Here is a 16,174-nt window from a genome sequence, read left to right on the forward strand (position 1 = left end):
CTTTGTCCTGTTCGTAAAAACAATTATAATGACAGGCAAAAGAGAGATTCAATTTCCACAGTTATTCTTAAGAGTAGCCATAGCAGTAACGATGCTTTCTGCTGTAGCTGACAGGTTAGGTTTTTGGGGTAAAAACTCTTCCTGGGGAAACTGGGAAAACTTTGAAAAGTACACCCAACAGCTTACCTATTTTCTTCCCACAAGTTTAGGAACTGTTTCTGCCTATGCTGCAACCTTTTTAGAAATTCTTTTTCCGTTACTGCTGGTTCTTGGATTTAAAACAAAATTAGCAGCGTATGGAGCAGGTTTTCTGTTACTGATTTTTGCTATCTCCATGACCATCGCTTTAGGTGTAAAAGCGCCTTTGGATTACTCGGTCTGGATAGGAAGTGCGGCCTCATTTTTATTAGCAGTTCAGGAGAGATATTCATTTACAATAGACAATTTAACAAACAAATATAAATCATTATGAGTGCAAGAATTAATATGGCAACCGTAGATGCTGCCGCTTACAAAGCAATGATGGGATTGGAAGGATATCTTCAGACTATTTCATTAAACCACATTCAAAAAGAATTAATTAAAATCAGAGCTTCACAAATCAACGGATGTGCTTTTTGTCTGGATATGCATACAAAAGATGCCATAAAATATGGGGAAACGCCTCAGAGAATTTATCTTTTAAATGCATGGAGAGAAGCATTAGAATTGTATACAGAAGAAGAGCAGGTGCTTTTGGCAATGACCGAAGAAATTACATTGATCAGCCAAAAAGGATTGACAGAGGAAACGTATTATAAAGCAAAGCAGCTTTTTGATGAAAATCAGATCGCACAAATCATTATGGCAATTATCACGATTAATTCATGGAACAGAATTGCAATAAGTACACATATGCCGATTGCAAAATAGAATCAATTGTTTAAAATTAAGTTATTTACAAAAAACGCTCCTCAATTTTGAGAAGCGTTTTTTATTGTAATTAAATTTCTTTTAAAGCATTATTTATAAAATTCAATTCTTCCCGAGATAAATCAAAAGACATTGTCTTTGCATTTTCAATGGCTTGCTGAGCATTTCTTGCTCCTGCTAAAACCACGGTGATTGAAGGTTGTAAAGCTGTCCATCTCAAAACCAACTGAGAAAGGGTAGCTCCTTTTTCCTGGGCAATCGGTTCGATTTTGTCTAAGAAACTTTTCACTTTTTGTAAATCAAATTGAGAGAAATATCCGTTTCTGTGGTCGTTTTCTTTCAGTTGGTTTTCTTTGAAATATTTTCCTGTTAAAAGGCCTCTTTCCATCGGGCTGTATACAATAATTCCTGAATTGTTTTCCAAAGAATACGGAACCAGATCGTTTTCAATAGTACGATTCAGCATACTGTAAGAAACCTGATTGCTGGCTAATTTCAACGTTTTATTAGCCTCTTCCATCTGGTCAACAGAATAATTGCTTACTCCTGCAGTTCTGATCTTTCCTTGCTGAATCAGTATTTCTAAGGCTTCCATCGTTTCGCTGATTGGTGTGGTAGAATCCGGCCAGTGTAACTGTAAAAGATCGATATAGTCGGTTCCCAGTCTTTTTAAGCTTTCTTCAACTTCTTTGATGATATTTTCTTTAGAAGCGAATTTATATACAGGAATTTTTTTACCGTCTTCTTCCGCATCGAAGAAAAACTCTCCTTTTCCGTTGTTGCTTCCATCCCAAACCAATCCGAATTTTGTCAATAACTGAATTTTCGAACGGTCTTTTCCTTTGATTGCTTCTCTGATCATTTCTTCACTTAATCCGAAACCGTAAAAAGGTGCGGTATCAATTGAAGTGACTCCGTGATCCAATGAAGCGTGGATTGAATCTATAGAATCTTGTTTCTCATTTCCTCCCCACATATTTCCACCGATAGCAAACGCTCCGTGAGTAATCACTGAAAGTTCCAGATCAGTGTTTCCTAGTTTTCTATATTCCATTTCTTTTCTTAATTGTATTATAATGGTTTTTAATTTTAAATGCTTGAAAGATATTTTCTGTCATTCTGACGAAGGAATAATCTAGACTGTTTATTATAGATTCTTCACTTCGCTTTGCTCCGTTCAAAACGACAGATGATGACTAAAAATCAGGCGATTTAGTTAAAAACTTTAATGATTATTTTTTTAATTCTTTTAAAATTTCTTCGCCAACACTTTTTGCAGACTGAGGATTCTGTCCTGTAATTACTCGTTGATCAGTCACAACATGATTCTGCCAAAGACCAGATTTTTCAAATTTTGCCCCTCTTTCTTTTAATTTATCTTCTAAAAGGAAAGGAACAACATTGGTTAATTTTACTTCAGACTCTTCTTCATTAGTAAAAGCATTGATTTTTTTACCATCCACTAAATATTTGCCGTTATTCAGTTTGATATTGACCAAACCGGCAGGCCCATGACAAACTCCGGCTACAATTCCTCCGTTTTCATAAATTTTTGAGGCAATGGCAGCAAGTTCCGTGTTGTCTGCAAAATCCCACATCGCACCATGTCCTCCTGCATAAAAGATGGTAGAGTAGTCATTCGGATTTACCTGAGAAGGCTGTAAAGAATGATCGATTTTATTTTTATATTCTTTATTTTCCCAGAATTCTTTGTTTACGGGATCTTTCAGATCAAATCCGTCAACAGGAGGAGTTCCGCCTTTGGGGCTTACAAAATCGATTTCGTATCCTGCTTTGTGAAGAACTTCCCAAGGATGAGAAACCTCACCAAGATAGTATCCTGTTTCCTGGCCTGTATCGCCTTTTTTGTCATGACTGGTAACGACAAATAAAATTTTCTTTTTCATATTTTTAGATTTTTTGGTTTGTGCCTGAATGAATCCTATCATAAAAATAGAAAGGATAAGTAATGCTAATTTTTTCATAAATGCTGATTTGATCTCTTAAATTTAACCATTAGTTTCTTTTAAGTAGAGTACTAAGATTTAGTTCTGCTTAAAAAATAGATATTAAAATCTACAGTTTTTATTTAACGAATCTTAATGCCTAAATTTCCTTAATGGTTTACATTTATCTTTAATGATTAAATAATTTCGGTTAAATAAATCTGTGGTTTTTCCTGCAGTTTTTCATCAATCAAAGCTCCGAAAGCTTGAATATAAGGTTGTTGATTGTGCTGTGCTAAACCTTCTTTATTTTTCCAGATCTCGTAGAAAATAAAGTGATTTTTATCTTCAATTCCCTGATGAAGTGTATAAAGCTCGTTAGCTTCTTCTTTCACGGTTTTTTTTACCATATTTTGAAGAACTTCCAAAACTTCTTCTCTATATTCTTCTTTTGCTTTAATAATTGCTGTAAGATAGATTTTCATATTTAAATAAAGTTTTCAATTGAATGATGTTGTGGTTTCCAATTCAGTTCCGTTCTCGCTTTATCGGCATTGCATAAGCTGTTGGATGCAAATCCGAAATAGCCACCTGCAGGACCAAATGTATTAACTGCTTCCTGAACGGTTACTGATTCTGCAGCCTGAAGCTTATAATGCTCACTTATTTTTTCGGCTAAGTTTTTTATCGTTGAGGAACCATTTTCAGCATAATATAGTGATCCTGCTTTTGCTTTTTCCAGTGCAAGTACATACAAATCGGCAAGATCTTCAATATGAATGTTTGACCAAATATTTTCTCCTTTTCCAAAATAAACTCCAAATCCTTTTTCTTTAGAAAAATTAATCAAAGCAGGAAGCTGTATGCTGTCTTTTTTTATCCCTAAACCTTCTCCGTATACCATGGTAGGAACAATAACGATGCTTCTTATATTCTTTTTGGCAGCCTGAAGAATATGTTGATTGATCAGTACTCTGGAAGCCATTTCCAGTCTTGGCTGTAAAGGAATGTCTTCAGTAAATACAAAATCGTTCTTTTCTCCATTTTCCTTTCCTCCGAAAACAGCCGATCCTGAAGTAAAGATAAATGTTTTTCCACTTCCTTCAAGAGCATTTACAATACTGTCGGCAACATAAGCATCATCTGCAGAATCGGCATTATGAATAATAGCATCCGCTTTGGAAATAGCATTTCGAAGAATGCTTTCATCATGAATATTTCCTACAATCGTTTCAATCCCGGCTGCTTCCAGCTCTTTAGTGTGAGTGTTGTTGCGGATCAACCCAATTACCTGATAGTTTTTATCCAGTAATTTTTTAGCTACAGTTCCACCGATATATCCGGTAATTCCTGTAATTAATATCCTTTTCATCAGATTATGCCAACTGGGTTTTCAGCTCTTTTTGAAAAACATTTTCAAGATGTTCTCTGTACAGTTTCATATCACGTTCGATGTTTGCATTCTTTTCTACATCATGAAAGTGAAAACTCTCCATTTTTTCCAATGAAACAAAAGCGTTCATTCTGTGGAATCCAAATAATGGTCCATTATCCACACTTGTCTCGTTAAAGAATTCTCCGGGCAGTGTGAATGCTGTTTCAGGAGCATTCCAGCTTGTTGTCAGCATATATTTTCTTCCTTTCAGCATTCCGCCTGTTCCGTAGTTGATTTTCGGGTTATCGGCCGTTCTTCCGTCACTCATATAAATTCCTTTAGCATGACCTGCTGTGAAGACTTCATCAATATATTTTTTCAAACCGTTAGGTAACTGAAACCACCAGATTGGAGTATGGTAAATAATGTAATCCGCCCAAACAAATTTTTCTACCTCTTCATTTTTATCGTAACCCTCACTCACGTTCGTGATTTTTACTTCTACATTTCCAAAGTTTTTCAGAACCTCCAATGTATTTTCTGCGATTGTCTGATTATATTTTCCTCCGGAATGTCCGAAGTTTTGTCCACCGTTGATGATTAATACTTTTTTCATTGTTTTATGATTGTTTAAATTTTATGATGCAAAGTTAGGATGGACTATTGTATAATAAAAATAATATGAATTATAGTTAAGTATTATAAAAATGATAGTTTGATTTAATTAATTATCGTTTAATAATTTCTGTCTAAAGAGATGTATAATTGATACGTTCAATCGAATTAAATATTATTAATCTGATTATTTCGTAGTTTTGTATCAGAATATTAATATATAAAGTCATGGTTAATTTAGAATGGTACCGAACTTTTAAAGCGATTTATAAAACCGGAACTTTGACGGGAGCTGCAGATTCCCTGTTTATTTCGCAACCGGGTGTAAGTTTACATTTAAGCTCTCTGGAATCTTATGTGGGATATAAACTATTTGACAGAACCGGAAGGAAAATGATTCCTACGGAGAGAGGAAAGGTTTTATTCAATGCGATCTCTGAGCCTTTAACAAAACTGGAAGATGTTGAAAAGAACTTCCAGAAATCTACTGAGAAACATACGCCAACGATAAGTGTAGGAATGTGTTTTGAGACGTTTCAGACAACTTTGGAGCAATATGTTTCTACACTGCCTTTTAATTTAATCATCAGTTTTGGTGAATATCCTGAAATGCTGGAGCAATTGGATAAAGGGATTTTGGATTTAATTATAACTCCTAAAAGAGGAACTTCTCCTAATATTGTGCATGAAGCATTCTCTTCTGAACAAATTATTTTGGTAGGCGGAAAAAATATAGATACGGAAAATTTCAATGAAGTAGTGAGAACCAAAGGTCCGGAACACATTGAAGAATGGCTGAAACAGGAAAAATGGTATGGAACCACCGGAGATATGGAACATCTTTTCCAGTTCTGGATCCTGAATTTTGGACACAAACCGAATTTCCGTCCCAATTATATTGTTCCGAATTTAAACTCCATCATTCGGTGTTTGAAAGGCGGGACAGGATTAGCTGTTGTCCCTAATTTTTTATGTAAAAATGAAATTGAGAACGAGGAGATAAAACTAATTTGGGAAGGTGAAAAAAAACTGGAAAATACGCTGTACTTCGGATGCAGAAAGAAAACCAATTATCAGGATGAAATTGATCATATTAAAGGCTTATTCAGAAAAATGATGAGTAAGGATGAAGCTGTTGCTGTTTAAAATTTATTTTAACGCAGTAAGTAGTATTAAAGTAAAATTGGTAGGTGGAAGTTTTGAATTTTTGTCGCAAATTTGTTTAACTCTAATTGAAAAAATAAACCAAAAATTATGGCACAAAAAATATATACAGGACAACCTGTAATTGCATTAAATAATGGAGTAGATATTCCGGCTTTAGGCTTTGGAGTTTGGCAGATGGAAGATTTGAAAGAATGTGAAAATGCTGTGATCAAGGCTATTGAAGTGGGATACAGAATGATTGATACCGCTTCTATTTATCTGAATGAAACAGCAGTTGGAAATGCGATTAAAAACAGCGGAATAAACAGAGAGGAACTTTTTATAACCTCAAAACTTTGGGTTCAGGATATCGCTTATGATAAGGCGAAAGGCGCTTTTCAGAGAACTTTAGACAGATTACAGCTAGAGTATTTGGATCTCTATCTTATTCACTGGCCGTATGGAGATTTTACCGGAGCCTGGAAAGCAATGGAAGAGCTGTATCATGAAGGGAAAATAAAAGCGATCGGAGTTTGTAATTTTCCTGTTGAAAAAATGGAGGAATTAAAAGCCAATTCTACGGTTCTTCCCGTAATTAACCAGATTGAGCTACATCCTCTTTTCCAGCAAAAAGAACTTCAGGTGTACGACAGAGAAAATAATATTGTTACACAGCCTTGGAGCCCGCTTGGAAATGGAAATGCTGGACTATTGGATAATTCAGAGCTGAAAGTTATTGCTGAAAAATATGGTAAAACAGTGGCGCAGGTGATTTTGAGATGGCATCTGCAGGAAGGCTTCTGCGTAATTCCAAAATCTGTAACGCCTTCAAGAATTGAGGAAAATTTCAATGTTTTTGATTTTGAACTGACGGAAGATGAAATGAATATAGTCCGTTCTTTAGATACCGGAAAAAGACTGTTCTTTGATCCGAAAGATCCTGCCTGGGAAAAGAAAATGCTGAATGCTGTAGCGGATATTTAAATAAAAAAATCCTTTCATCAAACAATGAAAGGATTTTTTTTTATTTCGTTAAATCGAGTCCTCCGAAGTTACCCGAGCTCATCATCAGGTAAACGCCCTGAGTTTTGTCGAGTGTTTCCCAATAAGCGTGAAGTTCTTCAGCGTTGGTGAAAACTTTCAGATTTTCGTTTTTGAATTTTTCTTTAATTAACTCAGGAGAAATAGGTTCCATTCTTTTGATCTTCAAAGCGTCTTCGGAATAGAAAACGACCGCAATATCCAAACCATCCATCGCGTGATCATATTGCTCTAAAAATAAAGGATTCAGACTTGAGTAGGTATGAAGCTCAAGGAAACCATATTTTTTCTCATTTTTAAATTGTTCGCAGAAAGCTTTTACAGCGGCTTTTACTTTACTTGGAGCATGGGCAAAATCTTTATAAAGCGTTCCTTTATCTTCTCTTTCTACCTTCTCCAGACGTTTTGAAGCTCCTTTAAAGCTCATAATCGCTTCGTAAAAATCTTCATCCATAATCCCTAAAGTCTGGCAGATATGTCTTGCTCCTTCAAGGTTCAGTAAATTATGCGCTCCGAAAACAGAAAGAGGAACATCTCCCATTTCAGTTTTCAGATAAACTTTCCCGTTGTTAATCTCGTATTCCGGAGTCTTGTAAGGGATTTTTCTGAAATAATTTTCAGCATTTTCCACTACTTTTACCACTTCAGGATCTTCTTCATTATACACTAAAATCCCTCCTGGCGTAATGCTTGCCACGAATTTTCTGAACTGCTTTATATAATCATCAAACGTTTTGAATACATTAATGTGATCCCATGCAATTCCGCTCATTAAAGCGATGTTTGGCTGATAAAGCAGGAATTTCGAACGAAGATCGATAGGAGAGGAAAGATATTCATCACCTTCCAATACCATGAAATCGTTATCCTGAGTTAGTTTTACCATACAATCGAAACCTTCCAGCTGGGCTCCTACCATGAAATCCACCTCTTTCTGATGAAAGTTTAAAACATGAAGAATCATGGAAGTAATGGTTGTTTTCCCATGCGAACCTGCAATAACGACTCTCGTTTTATCTTTTGACTGCTCGTAAAGAAATTCAGGATATGAATAAATTTTTAAGCCCAGTTCTTTTGCTTTTGCCAGTTCAGGATTATCCTGGTGCGCATGCATTCCGAGAATTACAGCATCAATATCGGAAGTGATCTTTTCGGGAAACCAACCCATTTCAGCGGGTAAGATTCCTTTTTTCTCCAATCTTGATTTGGAAGGCTCAAAAATAGCATCATCCGAACCTGTTACCTGATATCCTTTATCTTTTAATGCAATGGCAAGATTGTGCATCGCGCTTCCTCCAATTGCTATGAAGTGGGTTTTCAATTGTATTTACTGTTTTTTTACATTGTTGTTAATGATCTCCTGAAAAGCGGCTGTGATATTTGTCCAGTTGGTCTTGAAATTGGGCATAATAGAACTAGCATCTGTTTTGCTTCCTTCATTAGGTCCTTTCTTTATGTTGATGGAAGTTGCTATACCATCATAAATTTTTTTATGATCTTCCTGTATTCTTCTGAAATTATTTTGAGAAAGGATATTGTCCAGCTTTTTTAAATCTTCGTCAGCAAGCGTGAAATTCTGATTGTATTTTTTGCCTTCGCCTTCAAATGAATAATGTGCATTATTTCCTTTAATCAGCAGATTTTCATAAACGGGAGCATATCCTCCGCTTTTTGAATAACTGATATCAAAGTCTGAATATACTTTCTGACTGTTACAGGAAACCATAATTATCATGGCAAATATGATGGCTATTATTCTAGTCATATTAACTTGTTTTAATTAGTAGAATTCTTTTGTTCCAGTTTTTTTGCTTTAAGCTCCTGATCATAAGTGTGCAACACATTGAAATCTTCTGTCTGCTCAATAGCGGTCATGATTTTTACTAAAATCTCCTGTGCATTTTCCTTATCATAGTCTATGTCCAGAGGAGCCTTAAATTCCATGGTTGGTTTTACACCCGTTACTTTTACTCTCAGTCCTTTTTTATCAAAAGCACGTCTGAATCCGTTAATTTTAATAGGTATTACAATCGGGCGCTGATTTTTTATCAGTTTAGCAGTACCTTTTCTTCCCTGTGCAAATGCAGAAGTTGTTCCCTGAGGAAAAGTTGCTACCCATCCGTTGTCAAGAGCTTTCATGATATTATCAATTTCACTCATGTCAACCATTCTGTTTACGTCCTTACCTTCTGCTCTCCAGGTTCTTTTTACCGTCACCGCGCCGGCAATTTTAAAGATCTTGGGAAGAATTCCTTTATTCATGGTTTCTTCAGCAGCTACGTAATAAAAGTCAATTTTGGGATTAAGCAGATAAATAGGATTTTTAATAGTATTTAAATATCCGTTATTTACGGCACAGAAAGCGTGATACATTGCCGCTACATCAGCAAAATAGGTTTGATGATTGGATACAAACAAAACATTTGAATCAGGAAGATCCACAAGGTGTTCAGTACCAGTTATTTTTAATTTGTTAAAGCCATTGAATCTTCTATAGGAAACGAATCCCAGAATAAAAATAATCAATCTTTTTAAAAAATAAGGTGTACCGAATGCATCGGTGAAAATGTTTTTCTTCGCCATCTCTCAATTAAACACGGTTTTGCAAAGTTACATTTTTTTCAGCAACTGGCTGAATTCACTTAAGATCATCGCTGTAGCGCCCCAGATGATATATCCGTTGAAATTAATAACAGGAACCTCATGTCCTCCTGCGCTGGGTAAAGCCATAATTTCCGGCTGATCCGGAAGGTTCAAAAAAGAAACAATAGGGAATTCTATAACTTCTACCGCTTCAGTCTGTTGCAAGATGAAATCCGGATTTTTTTTGGTATATGAAATATAGGGATACACATAAAAATTACTTGGCGGAATATAAATAGGAGACATTTCTCTGATGATTCTCACATAATTTTTTTCAATGCCTATCTCTTCTGAGGTTTCTCTTACCGCAGTTTCAGAAAAATCACGGTCCATCTCTTCACGTTTTCCTCCGGGCAAAGAAATCTGCCCGCTATGCCTGTCATGCTCATTAATTGTCCTTTGAATAAGCGGAAAATACCATTCATTATTTTTTAAATATAAAACAATATTAACTGCAGCAAACTTAGGGTTTTTGGTTAAAACTTCTTCATAACTGAAAACAGGGCGGTAAGGCGGAGAAAATACGCCGTGAGCATTTTCTCCCGGTAAGGTTACACTTTTTATTTTTCGTAATAAATCTTTTCCAAAACTCATACCTCAAATTTAGGAATATATCTTGAAGAAAAGAAGAGGCTTAACATTAATTAACCTACAACTATTCGTATCATATATGGATACTTTTACTTCTTAATTAAAACTTTTGGAATATGTTTTACAGGGAAATTTACTGAATTGGCTATAAAACAGAACTGGTTTGCTTTTTCATGAAGTTCCTCTGCTTTTTTTATTTGTTTTTCATCGGTGATGGTAACGACGGGGTTCAGGATAGCTTCCGTAAAGTGACCGCTTCCGTTTGCCGTTTCTTCCATAGTTCCGATGGCACTATCAATATAACCTGTTACGATAATACCTGCTTCGGAACAGAAATGAAGATACCAAAGCATATGACATGAAGATAAGGAGGATAACAGCATTTCTTCCGGATTGTATTTTGTCTTGTCACCACGAAATGCAGGATCGGAAGAACCTTCAATTACCGGTTTGTTTTCTACAGAAATGGTATGACTCCTTTCATAATCACGATAATTACTGGTTCCGGAACCTTTATTTCCTGTCCATTCGATGGTGGTTTTGTAGTGATGGTGTTTCATATTATTTTGATAAAAGAGCGTAAAATTTTGAATTTTTAAGTATTTGCAGAGTAGAATTTTTTATTTCCTGATCAGTTGTAGCTTCTTCTAACTGCCAATTTGGGAGTTCTATAGTTCTATTAAGAAAATTGATATTGTAACTCATATATTCATATTTGTTCCTTTTTTCTTTTTTTATCATTAGATTTTTGAATGATTCTTCCAACTGATTTTTTAAATCTATTTTAGAATAAGTTTTTGAAAGTGTACTGTAAGTAAGGTTTACAATTTCTGAATTGTTAGCTAATCCATTTTCAAAGATATTGGGAAGTAGCACGTCAAATGCTTTTTCAGTTTGGTTAAGGCCTAAATAACATTGAGCATATAATTCAGCTATATAAATTTTATCTTCAGCAAATTCATTTCCACAGAAATGTTGATAGGGAAATTTTTTTGTTTCTTCAAGATATTGTAAGGCTTCAGAATAATTTTTGTTTCCTATCTCAATTTTAGCGAGGCTTTTTAAAGCTCTGTTTTTGTAATTTGCATAAGGTTCACCCATAATTCCAAAACCAGGCCCTCCTTTTTCTTTATCATTTGCATTACTCTTTACTATTTTTAGAAATGTTTCTTTTGCTTTATTTTGGTATCCGCTTTCCAATTCCGCAATACCTTTGTTATTCAAAGATCTGAATACTAGATTTGATTTCGGAAACTGTTGAATTAACTCGTTGTAATTATCTATAACTTTATTCAATATGTTTTCCTTTAGCTCCTTAGCATATTCTCTTCTTATTTTATCTTCAGTACTTATATTGACTGTATCCTGATTAATTTCAGATAAAAATGAATGATCAGTCAATAATTCTTGAAGAGCGAGTGCTTTTTCAAATAGAATTAAATCTTTGTTGAGATTTTTTTTCTGTCCAAAAATGATCGGAGAGATCATTAATAATACTATTAAAAAGCTATTTTTCATATTAGTTTTTTATTGAATAGTAAATGTATTAAAATCGTTTTTATGTTGAATTATTTTAATAAAAAAACCTCCAGAAAAACTAGAGGTTTTGAATTTTGTATTAATTAGAATATCCGATCAATTCTTCTTTTTTCGAATTGTAAATTCTGTATTCTAAATATTTAAAAGAATCTCTTGGGATGATGGTTACTTTCTTTTTATATTTTAAAAACCATTTCATCTGAATGCTCATAATGCCTTTCGTAAGATAGGCTTCCACAAAAGGATGTACGTGAAGGAAAATCTTTCCTTTTTCCTTTTGCATAATGGATTTCAGAGCTTCACCCATTCTTTCTACAATAACAATCGGAGCGATGATTTCTCCATCTTTGTTAGGGTTTTCTTCTTTGGTTTCGATTTGTTTTTCCGGACGGTTTCTCTGTCGGGTAATTTGTATCAGACCGAATTTACTTGGTGGAAGAATTTTGTGACGGGCTTTGTCACGTTTCATTTCTTCCTTAAGATGTTCGTACAGATCTTTTCTGTGCTCAGGATTTGTCATGTCGATGAAATCGATCACGATAATTCCACCCATATCGCGTAGACGAAGCTGTCTTGCAATTTCTGTGGCTGCCATTTTGTTTACATTCAGGGCATGTTCTTTATTCACAGCGGCTCCTGTTGTAATATTATTTCCTGAGTTTACATCGACTACGTGCAATGCTTCGGTATGTTCTATAACGAGGTAAGCTCCTTTAGAACTTGGAATATTAACATGTTTTCCGAAACTTTGTTTCAGTTGTTTTTCAACATTGTAATATTCGAGAAGAGGAATGTGAGAATCGTAAAACTGGACAATGTTTTTTCTTTCCGGAGCGATTACCTCAAGGTAATTCTTCATTTCGCTTACCATTTGCTCGTCATCACAAATGATGCTTACAAAATCCTGATTAAAATTGTCTCTTAATATCGCTGAAGCTTTATCATCTTCGCTTAAAACTCTTGACGGAACTTTATTTTTTTGAATATTTTTAAAAGTGCTTTCCCATTTCTGAATCAGCTGATTCATATCGTTGTGCAGGTCTGCTACTTTTTTTCCCTCGGCTACGGTTCTTATGATGACACCGAAACCTTCGGGCTTTATACTTTCGATAAGGGTTCTTAATCTTTCTTTTTCCTCAGAGCTTTTTACTTTTTTGGAAATCGAAACTTTATTATCGAAAGGAATGAGAACCAAAAAACGCCCTGTCAAGGAAATCTGAGTAGAAATTCTGGGCCCTTTTGTAGAGATTGGTTCTTTGGTAATCTGAAGCAGAACAACATCATCTTTGGCGATTACTTTGTCTACTGTTCCGTTTTTGTCAATTTCGGGTTGTATGTCGAAATTTTTTAAGCTTGAAGAATTTTGTTTTTTAGAAATACTGTCTCTTAAAAACTTTCTGTAGGTAAGGTATTGTGGGCCTAAATCCTGATAATGCAGAAAAGCATCTTTTTCGTATCCGATGTTTACGAATGCTGCATTAAGATTAGGAGCCAACTTTTTTACTTTTCCTATAAATAAATCTCCAACTATAAAATCACTTTTGTCCTCTTGCTCATGAAGTTCACATAGTCTTCCGTCTTCCAGCAGTGCAATCTTTGTAAGATCATCTTCATGCGAAACTATTAGTTCTTTCTTCATTTTGTTAAGATAAAATTGTTAAGATATACTAAGGATGTATGTTTTTGTGATTAAATAAAATAATATTTTAAATATATGAATTAGTTGTCAATATTAAATTCTATTTTAAAAAATAAATAAAAACAGAGATAAAATCCTTAGAAATCCTATAGGGTTCAAAACAAAATATAGTCGGTGAATATTAAAAAATTAAAAACACCAACTATATTATGTATATTGTGAATCTCAAGAAAAAGAGATTATTTTTTCTTATGTCTGTTTGCTCTTCTTCTTTTCTTTCTTTTGTGAGTTGCAACCTTGTGTCTTTTTCTTTTCTTTCCGCTTGGCATAATTTTAATTTTTTAGTAACTAGTTAATATTCCGTTAAATTTTATTTTACTGCAACTTTGGTTTTTACTTTCTCAACAAAAGATTTTGAAGGTTTGAAAGCAGGAATGTTATGAGCCGGGATTTCAATTGCAGTATTTTTAGAAATGTTTCTACCCGTTTTAGCAGCTCTTGTTTTAATAATGAAAGAACCAAAACCTCTTAGATAAACATTATCCCCATTGTACATAGAAGTTCTAATCTCCTGCATAAAAGCTTCTACAACTTTCTGTGTTTCATTCTTTTCTGTTCCCAATTTATTTGAGATGGTGTTTACCAATTCTGCCTTTGTCATTTCCTTTTTAAATTTTAAATTTTAGGTGTGCAAATTTAGTTAAAAAAATTGAATACTAGCAAATTAGTGGTAAAATATTTTTAGATAATTGATTAAGCGGGTATGTTTATTTTATGTTACTAATATATTAAGATATCCTTATGTACTGGAATTGTAGTACCCGTTTTCTACACAAAATCTTATCAGATGAAGCTTTGTTTTTAGTCCCAGTTTTTCCGTTAAACGGTTTATATAGGTATCAATTGTTCTTGTGCTGAGATTGAGCTTTTCGCCAATTTCCTTATTACTGAATCCTTCATAGCAGAACTTCATAAGCTGAATTTCCGTAGGAGAAAGCTCTTCCTGGCTTTTCTTTTGTCGGTTCATATATTCCTGCACCAAAAGAGGCTGCTTTTGCCATTCCTGATAATACGAATCATAATCAAAATTATTATCGGCAATTTTTCCTTTCACGATATTTTTGATGATGTTGCTGTTTTTCTGGCAGTAATATATATTAGGAATCTTGGAGAGGATTTCAGCAATGTCTTCCTGATACGTCCCGGAATACGTAATGATAGGAGTTTCATTATTGGTTCTCCGGATAAATTTTATGGCTTCAATTCCGCTGAGTACGGGCATGAACAGCTCTATGATGAAAACGTCTTCCTGCCGCCTATACGTTCTGTTGATAAGCTCATGACCATTGTTACAGTCATTGATAAGCATGTTGAAAGGCGTTTCCAAAAGCGTCTTGATCATTATTTTTTTAAAATAAAAATCACTGTCTGCTATTGAAAAGCGAACTCTTTTATTTAAGATTTGGTTCATTTTAATATTTCAATATCGATTTGGTGTTGATATTTAAAATTTAAGAGGTCTAATTTATGAAATTCCAACGAAACAGAAAATTAATATTCTCTAATTAGTGATTCTGAGAATAATTTTTGTGTATTTTTATTTTTTTTAATAATTTCACCGTCCAAACAAATCACAAAATATGTCTTCGAACAGGGAGAAAAAATTAAATCAATCAGACGTCAGGATAGGCATTTGGAAATTTGTTCTATCTTTTCTGGTCTTGTCAGGCGTATCTTTTATGTCTGTCTTTTTCTTTTTTAAAAGCTACGATCAGCAACGGGAGGGTATCAACAGAGAAGTTGCCTCTTATCAGGAATTGCTGGAAAGAAGTGATGTTCTAAAAAATCACATGGATGATATCTATCAGAAAATGGAGCAATTGGATGCCAATAAGGTAGATAATGACATTTTTCTAAGGAATAATATTTTAAGCAACATACAACTTGCCAGAGAGGTAATGGGGAAAGACAGTGCGCAGAATTTTAAGCATTATGCTATTCTCATTAATCAAATTGGAAGTATGATTGATCTGAAAACCCGAATAATAGAAGTGGAACATGAAAAGGAAATGGCAAGAAGAGATATCGAAGAATGTATGGGCAAAGTGGATATTGCGAATGACAAACTAAGAATAGACCCTACAAGAAAGTTTACGGGAAGTAGAAGACGAAGATAAAATAAAAAGATATGCAAGGACACATTTCATTATCCAAAACAGAAAAGCAGTATCAGTTCTTTTATCTTATACTGATGCTTTTGGTGGCTCTTATATTTTTAGGAATTCTTTTTCTAAAAGATTTTCAATCTCCTTTTTCGGATGAGGATGTTATTTCTATTCAGAAGCTAGACGAAAAAGCAAAATTTGATCAGAAACAGAAATATAGTTTCAAAATAATGGACAGTACCTATAACCAGATCAAGCATTTGACGAGTGAAATGCCCGAAGCTTTTGTAGAGACTAAAATTACTTATGGAATTAATGATTTGGTCAATTATTATAATGCTGGTGAAACTCCGGTGTTAGATATCAGAAAAGATGCATATCCTCAAATCGCGCTTTTTTATAAAATGTATTTTGATGATAAAAAAACAATTGCTACGGTAACAGAAGATACCGAGAAGTTCAAAAAGCAGTTTGAAGACTGCTCTATCGGGTTTAGAGAGAAGAAAAACCAGCTCTTTCAGCGTAACAATGAGCTCAAAGCGAGAACTCAGTAAGTTTCACT

At 34.3% G+C, this 16,174-nt stretch carries 20 protein-coding genes; 6 read left to right on the forward strand and 14 right to left on the reverse strand.

Translation table 11 applies throughout. The annotated features are described in order from the left end of the window. Positions 1-28 precede the first annotated feature (28 nt). Both MKS83_RS18495 and MKS83_RS18500 read left to right on the forward strand, forming a co-directional pair. Entirely contained in the window at positions 29-472 is a 444-nt protein-coding gene (locus tag MKS83_RS18495; RefSeq protein WP_240580834.1) for a DoxX family protein, read from the forward strand. Then, a complete protein-coding gene (locus MKS83_RS18500; protein ID WP_100378104.1) occupies positions 469-912 on the forward strand; it encodes a carboxymuconolactone decarboxylase family protein in 444 nt (147 codons plus the stop codon). The genes MKS83_RS18495 and MKS83_RS18500 overlap by 4 nt, the downstream gene beginning before the upstream one ends. A 70-nt stretch (positions 913-982) precedes the next feature. On the opposite strand, the gene MKS83_RS18505 is transcribed toward MKS83_RS18500, so the two are convergent. From MKS83_RS18505 to MKS83_RS18525, 5 genes are all read right to left on the reverse strand, one after another. Then, entirely contained in the window at positions 983-1,966 is a 984-nt protein-coding gene (locus tag MKS83_RS18505) for an aldo/keto reductase (protein ID WP_240580835.1), read from the reverse strand. A gap of 178 nt (positions 1,967-2,144) precedes the next feature. Then, entirely contained in the window at positions 2,145-2,897 is a 753-nt protein-coding gene (locus tag MKS83_RS18510) for a type 1 glutamine amidotransferase domain-containing protein (RefSeq protein WP_240580836.1), read from the reverse strand. Between the two features lie 158 nt (positions 2,898-3,055). After that, positions 3,056-3,343, reverse strand: coding sequence for a putative quinol monooxygenase (locus tag MKS83_RS18515; RefSeq protein ID WP_240580837.1), 288 nt, complete (start codon positions 3,341-3,343; stop codon positions 3,056-3,058). 2 nt (positions 3,344-3,345) lie between these two features. Then, positions 3,346-4,230, reverse strand: a complete 885-nt coding sequence (locus MKS83_RS18520; protein WP_240580838.1) for an NAD-dependent epimerase/dehydratase family protein — start codon at positions 4,228-4,230, stop codon at positions 3,346-3,348. Positions 4,231-4,234: 4 nt separating this feature from the next. Further along, on the reverse strand, positions 4,235-4,849 hold the full coding sequence (locus MKS83_RS18525; RefSeq protein WP_240580839.1) for an NAD(P)H-dependent oxidoreductase: 615 nt from the start codon (positions 4,847-4,849) through the stop codon (positions 4,235-4,237). A 227-nt stretch (positions 4,850-5,076) separates the two neighbouring features. Between MKS83_RS18525 and MKS83_RS18530 the strand changes: the two genes are divergently transcribed. Further along, positions 5,077-5,994: a LysR family transcriptional regulator gene (locus MKS83_RS18530; protein ID WP_240580840.1), complete on the forward strand. Its 918-nt coding sequence runs from the start codon at positions 5,077-5,079 to the stop codon at positions 5,992-5,994. A 108-nt stretch (positions 5,995-6,102) separates the two neighbouring features. Further along, positions 6,103-6,978 (forward strand): aldo/keto reductase, encoded by an 876-nt coding sequence (locus MKS83_RS18535; RefSeq protein ID WP_240580841.1) that lies wholly within the window; start codon positions 6,103-6,105, stop codon positions 6,976-6,978. A 40-nt stretch (positions 6,979-7,018) separates the two neighbouring features. On the opposite strand, the gene MKS83_RS18540 is transcribed toward MKS83_RS18535, so the two are convergent. The 9 genes from MKS83_RS18540 to MKS83_RS18580 all read right to left on the reverse strand — a co-directional run bounded on the left by MKS83_RS18540 (position 7,019) and on the right by MKS83_RS18580 (position 14,849). Then, entirely contained in the window at positions 7,019-8,356 is a 1,338-nt protein-coding gene (locus MKS83_RS18540; protein WP_240580842.1) for a UDP-N-acetylmuramate--L-alanine ligase, read from the reverse strand. Positions 8,357-8,362: 6 nt separating this feature from the next. Beyond that, a complete protein-coding gene (locus MKS83_RS18545) occupies positions 8,363-8,800 on the reverse strand; it encodes a hypothetical protein (RefSeq protein ID WP_100378096.1) in 438 nt (145 codons plus the stop codon). An 11-nt stretch (positions 8,801-8,811) separates the two neighbouring features. Continuing rightward, a complete protein-coding gene (locus tag MKS83_RS18550) occupies positions 8,812-9,618 on the reverse strand; it encodes a lysophospholipid acyltransferase family protein (RefSeq protein WP_100378095.1) in 807 nt (268 codons plus the stop codon). Positions 9,619-9,645: 27 nt separating this feature from the next. Continuing rightward, the gene (locus MKS83_RS18555; protein ID WP_100378094.1) at positions 9,646-10,272 is read right to left on the reverse strand and encodes an NUDIX hydrolase; all 627 of its coding nucleotides are present in this window, start codon (positions 10,270-10,272) and stop codon (positions 9,646-9,648) included. An 86-nt stretch (positions 10,273-10,358) separates the two neighbouring features. After that, complete coding sequence (locus MKS83_RS18560; RefSeq protein ID WP_240580843.1) at positions 10,359-10,829, reverse strand: OsmC family protein; 471 nt, start codon at positions 10,827-10,829, stop codon at positions 10,359-10,361. Between the two features lies 1 nt (position 10,830). Then, on the reverse strand, positions 10,831-11,787 hold the full coding sequence (locus MKS83_RS18565; protein ID WP_240580844.1) for a tetratricopeptide repeat protein: 957 nt from the start codon (positions 11,785-11,787) through the stop codon (positions 10,831-10,833). Positions 11,788-11,887: 100 nt separating this feature from the next. Continuing rightward, positions 11,888-13,447: a ribonuclease E/G gene (locus tag MKS83_RS18570; RefSeq protein WP_240580845.1), complete on the reverse strand. Its 1,560-nt coding sequence runs from the start codon at positions 13,445-13,447 to the stop codon at positions 11,888-11,890. Between the two features lie 370 nt (positions 13,448-13,817). Next, entirely contained in the window at positions 13,818-14,108 is a 291-nt protein-coding gene (locus MKS83_RS18575; protein WP_002984212.1) for an HU family DNA-binding protein, read from the reverse strand. Between the two features lie 138 nt (positions 14,109-14,246). Then, the gene (locus tag MKS83_RS18580) at positions 14,247-14,849 is read right to left on the reverse strand and encodes a response regulator transcription factor (RefSeq protein WP_240580846.1); all 603 of its coding nucleotides are present in this window, start codon (positions 14,847-14,849) and stop codon (positions 14,247-14,249) included. 238 nt (positions 14,850-15,087) lie between these two features. On the opposite strand from MKS83_RS18580, the gene tssO (MKS83_RS18585) reads away from it, so the two are divergent. Both tssO (MKS83_RS18585) and tssO (MKS83_RS18590) read left to right on the forward strand, forming a co-directional pair. After that, a complete protein-coding gene (tssO, locus tag MKS83_RS18585) occupies positions 15,088-15,624 on the forward strand; it encodes a type VI secretion system TssO (protein ID WP_100378089.1) in 537 nt (178 codons plus the stop codon). An 11-nt stretch (positions 15,625-15,635) separates the two neighbouring features. Continuing rightward, positions 15,636-16,166, forward strand: coding sequence for a type VI secretion system TssO (gene tssO / locus MKS83_RS18590; protein WP_100378088.1), 531 nt, complete (start codon positions 15,636-15,638; stop codon positions 16,164-16,166). Positions 16,167-16,174: the final 8 nt, after the last annotated feature.

The organism is Chryseobacterium sp. Y16C, assembly GCF_022488405.1.
Taxonomy (GTDB): Bacteria; Bacteroidota; Bacteroidia; order Flavobacteriales; family Weeksellaceae; genus Chryseobacterium; species Chryseobacterium geocarposphaerae.

Bases quoted from the DNA above. Each gene is read 5' to 3' on its own strand.
- MKS83_RS18495 (WP_240580834.1), top strand. From the start codon at position 29: ATGACAGGCAAAAGAGAGATTCAATTTCCACAGTTATTCTTAAGAGTA.
- MKS83_RS18510 (WP_240580836.1), bottom strand. From the start codon at position 2,897: ATGAAAAAATTAGCATTACTTATCCTTTCTATTTTTATGATAGGATTC.
- tssO (WP_100378089.1), top strand. From the start codon at position 15,088: ATGTCTTCGAACAGGGAGAAAAAATTAAATCAATCAGACGTCAGGATA.
- MKS83_RS18515 (WP_240580837.1), bottom strand. From the start codon at position 3,343: ATGAAAATCTATCTTACAGCAATTATTAAAGCAAAAGAAGAATATAGA.
- MKS83_RS18550 (WP_100378095.1), bottom strand. From the start codon at position 9,618: ATGGCGAAGAAAAACATTTTCACCGATGCATTCGGTACACCTTATTTT.
- tssO (WP_100378088.1), top strand. From the start codon at position 15,636: ATGCAAGGACACATTTCATTATCCAAAACAGAAAAGCAGTATCAGTTC.
- MKS83_RS18530 (WP_240580840.1), top strand. From the start codon at position 5,077: ATGGTTAATTTAGAATGGTACCGAACTTTTAAAGCGATTTATAAAACC.
- MKS83_RS18520 (WP_240580838.1), bottom strand. From the start codon at position 4,230: ATGAAAAGGATATTAATTACAGGAATTACCGGATATATCGGTGGAACT.
- MKS83_RS18535 (WP_240580841.1), top strand. From the start codon at position 6,103: ATGGCACAAAAAATATATACAGGACAACCTGTAATTGCATTAAATAAT.
- MKS83_RS18565 (WP_240580844.1), bottom strand. From the start codon at position 11,787: ATGAAAAATAGCTTTTTAATAGTATTATTAATGATCTCTCCGATCATT.
- MKS83_RS18560 (WP_240580843.1), bottom strand. From the start codon at position 10,829: ATGAAACACCATCACTACAAAACCACCATCGAATGGACAGGAAATAAA.
- MKS83_RS18575 (WP_002984212.1), bottom strand. From the start codon at position 14,108: ATGACAAAGGCAGAATTGGTAAACACCATCTCAAATAAATTGGGAACA.
- MKS83_RS18500 (WP_100378104.1), top strand. From the start codon at position 469: ATGAGTGCAAGAATTAATATGGCAACCGTAGATGCTGCCGCTTACAAA.
- MKS83_RS18555 (WP_100378094.1), bottom strand. From the start codon at position 10,272: ATGAGTTTTGGAAAAGATTTATTACGAAAAATAAAAAGTGTAACCTTA.
- MKS83_RS18505 (WP_240580835.1), bottom strand. From the start codon at position 1,966: ATGGAATATAGAAAACTAGGAAACACTGATCTGGAACTTTCAGTGATT.
- MKS83_RS18525 (WP_240580839.1), bottom strand. From the start codon at position 4,849: ATGAAAAAAGTATTAATCATCAACGGTGGACAAAACTTCGGACATTCC.
- MKS83_RS18570 (WP_240580845.1), bottom strand. From the start codon at position 13,447: ATGAAGAAAGAACTAATAGTTTCGCATGAAGATGATCTTACAAAGATT.
- MKS83_RS18580 (WP_240580846.1), bottom strand. From the start codon at position 14,849: ATGATCAAGACGCTTTTGGAAACGCCTTTCAACATGCTTATCAATGAC.
- MKS83_RS18545 (WP_100378096.1), bottom strand. From the start codon at position 8,800: ATGACTAGAATAATAGCCATCATATTTGCCATGATAATTATGGTTTCC.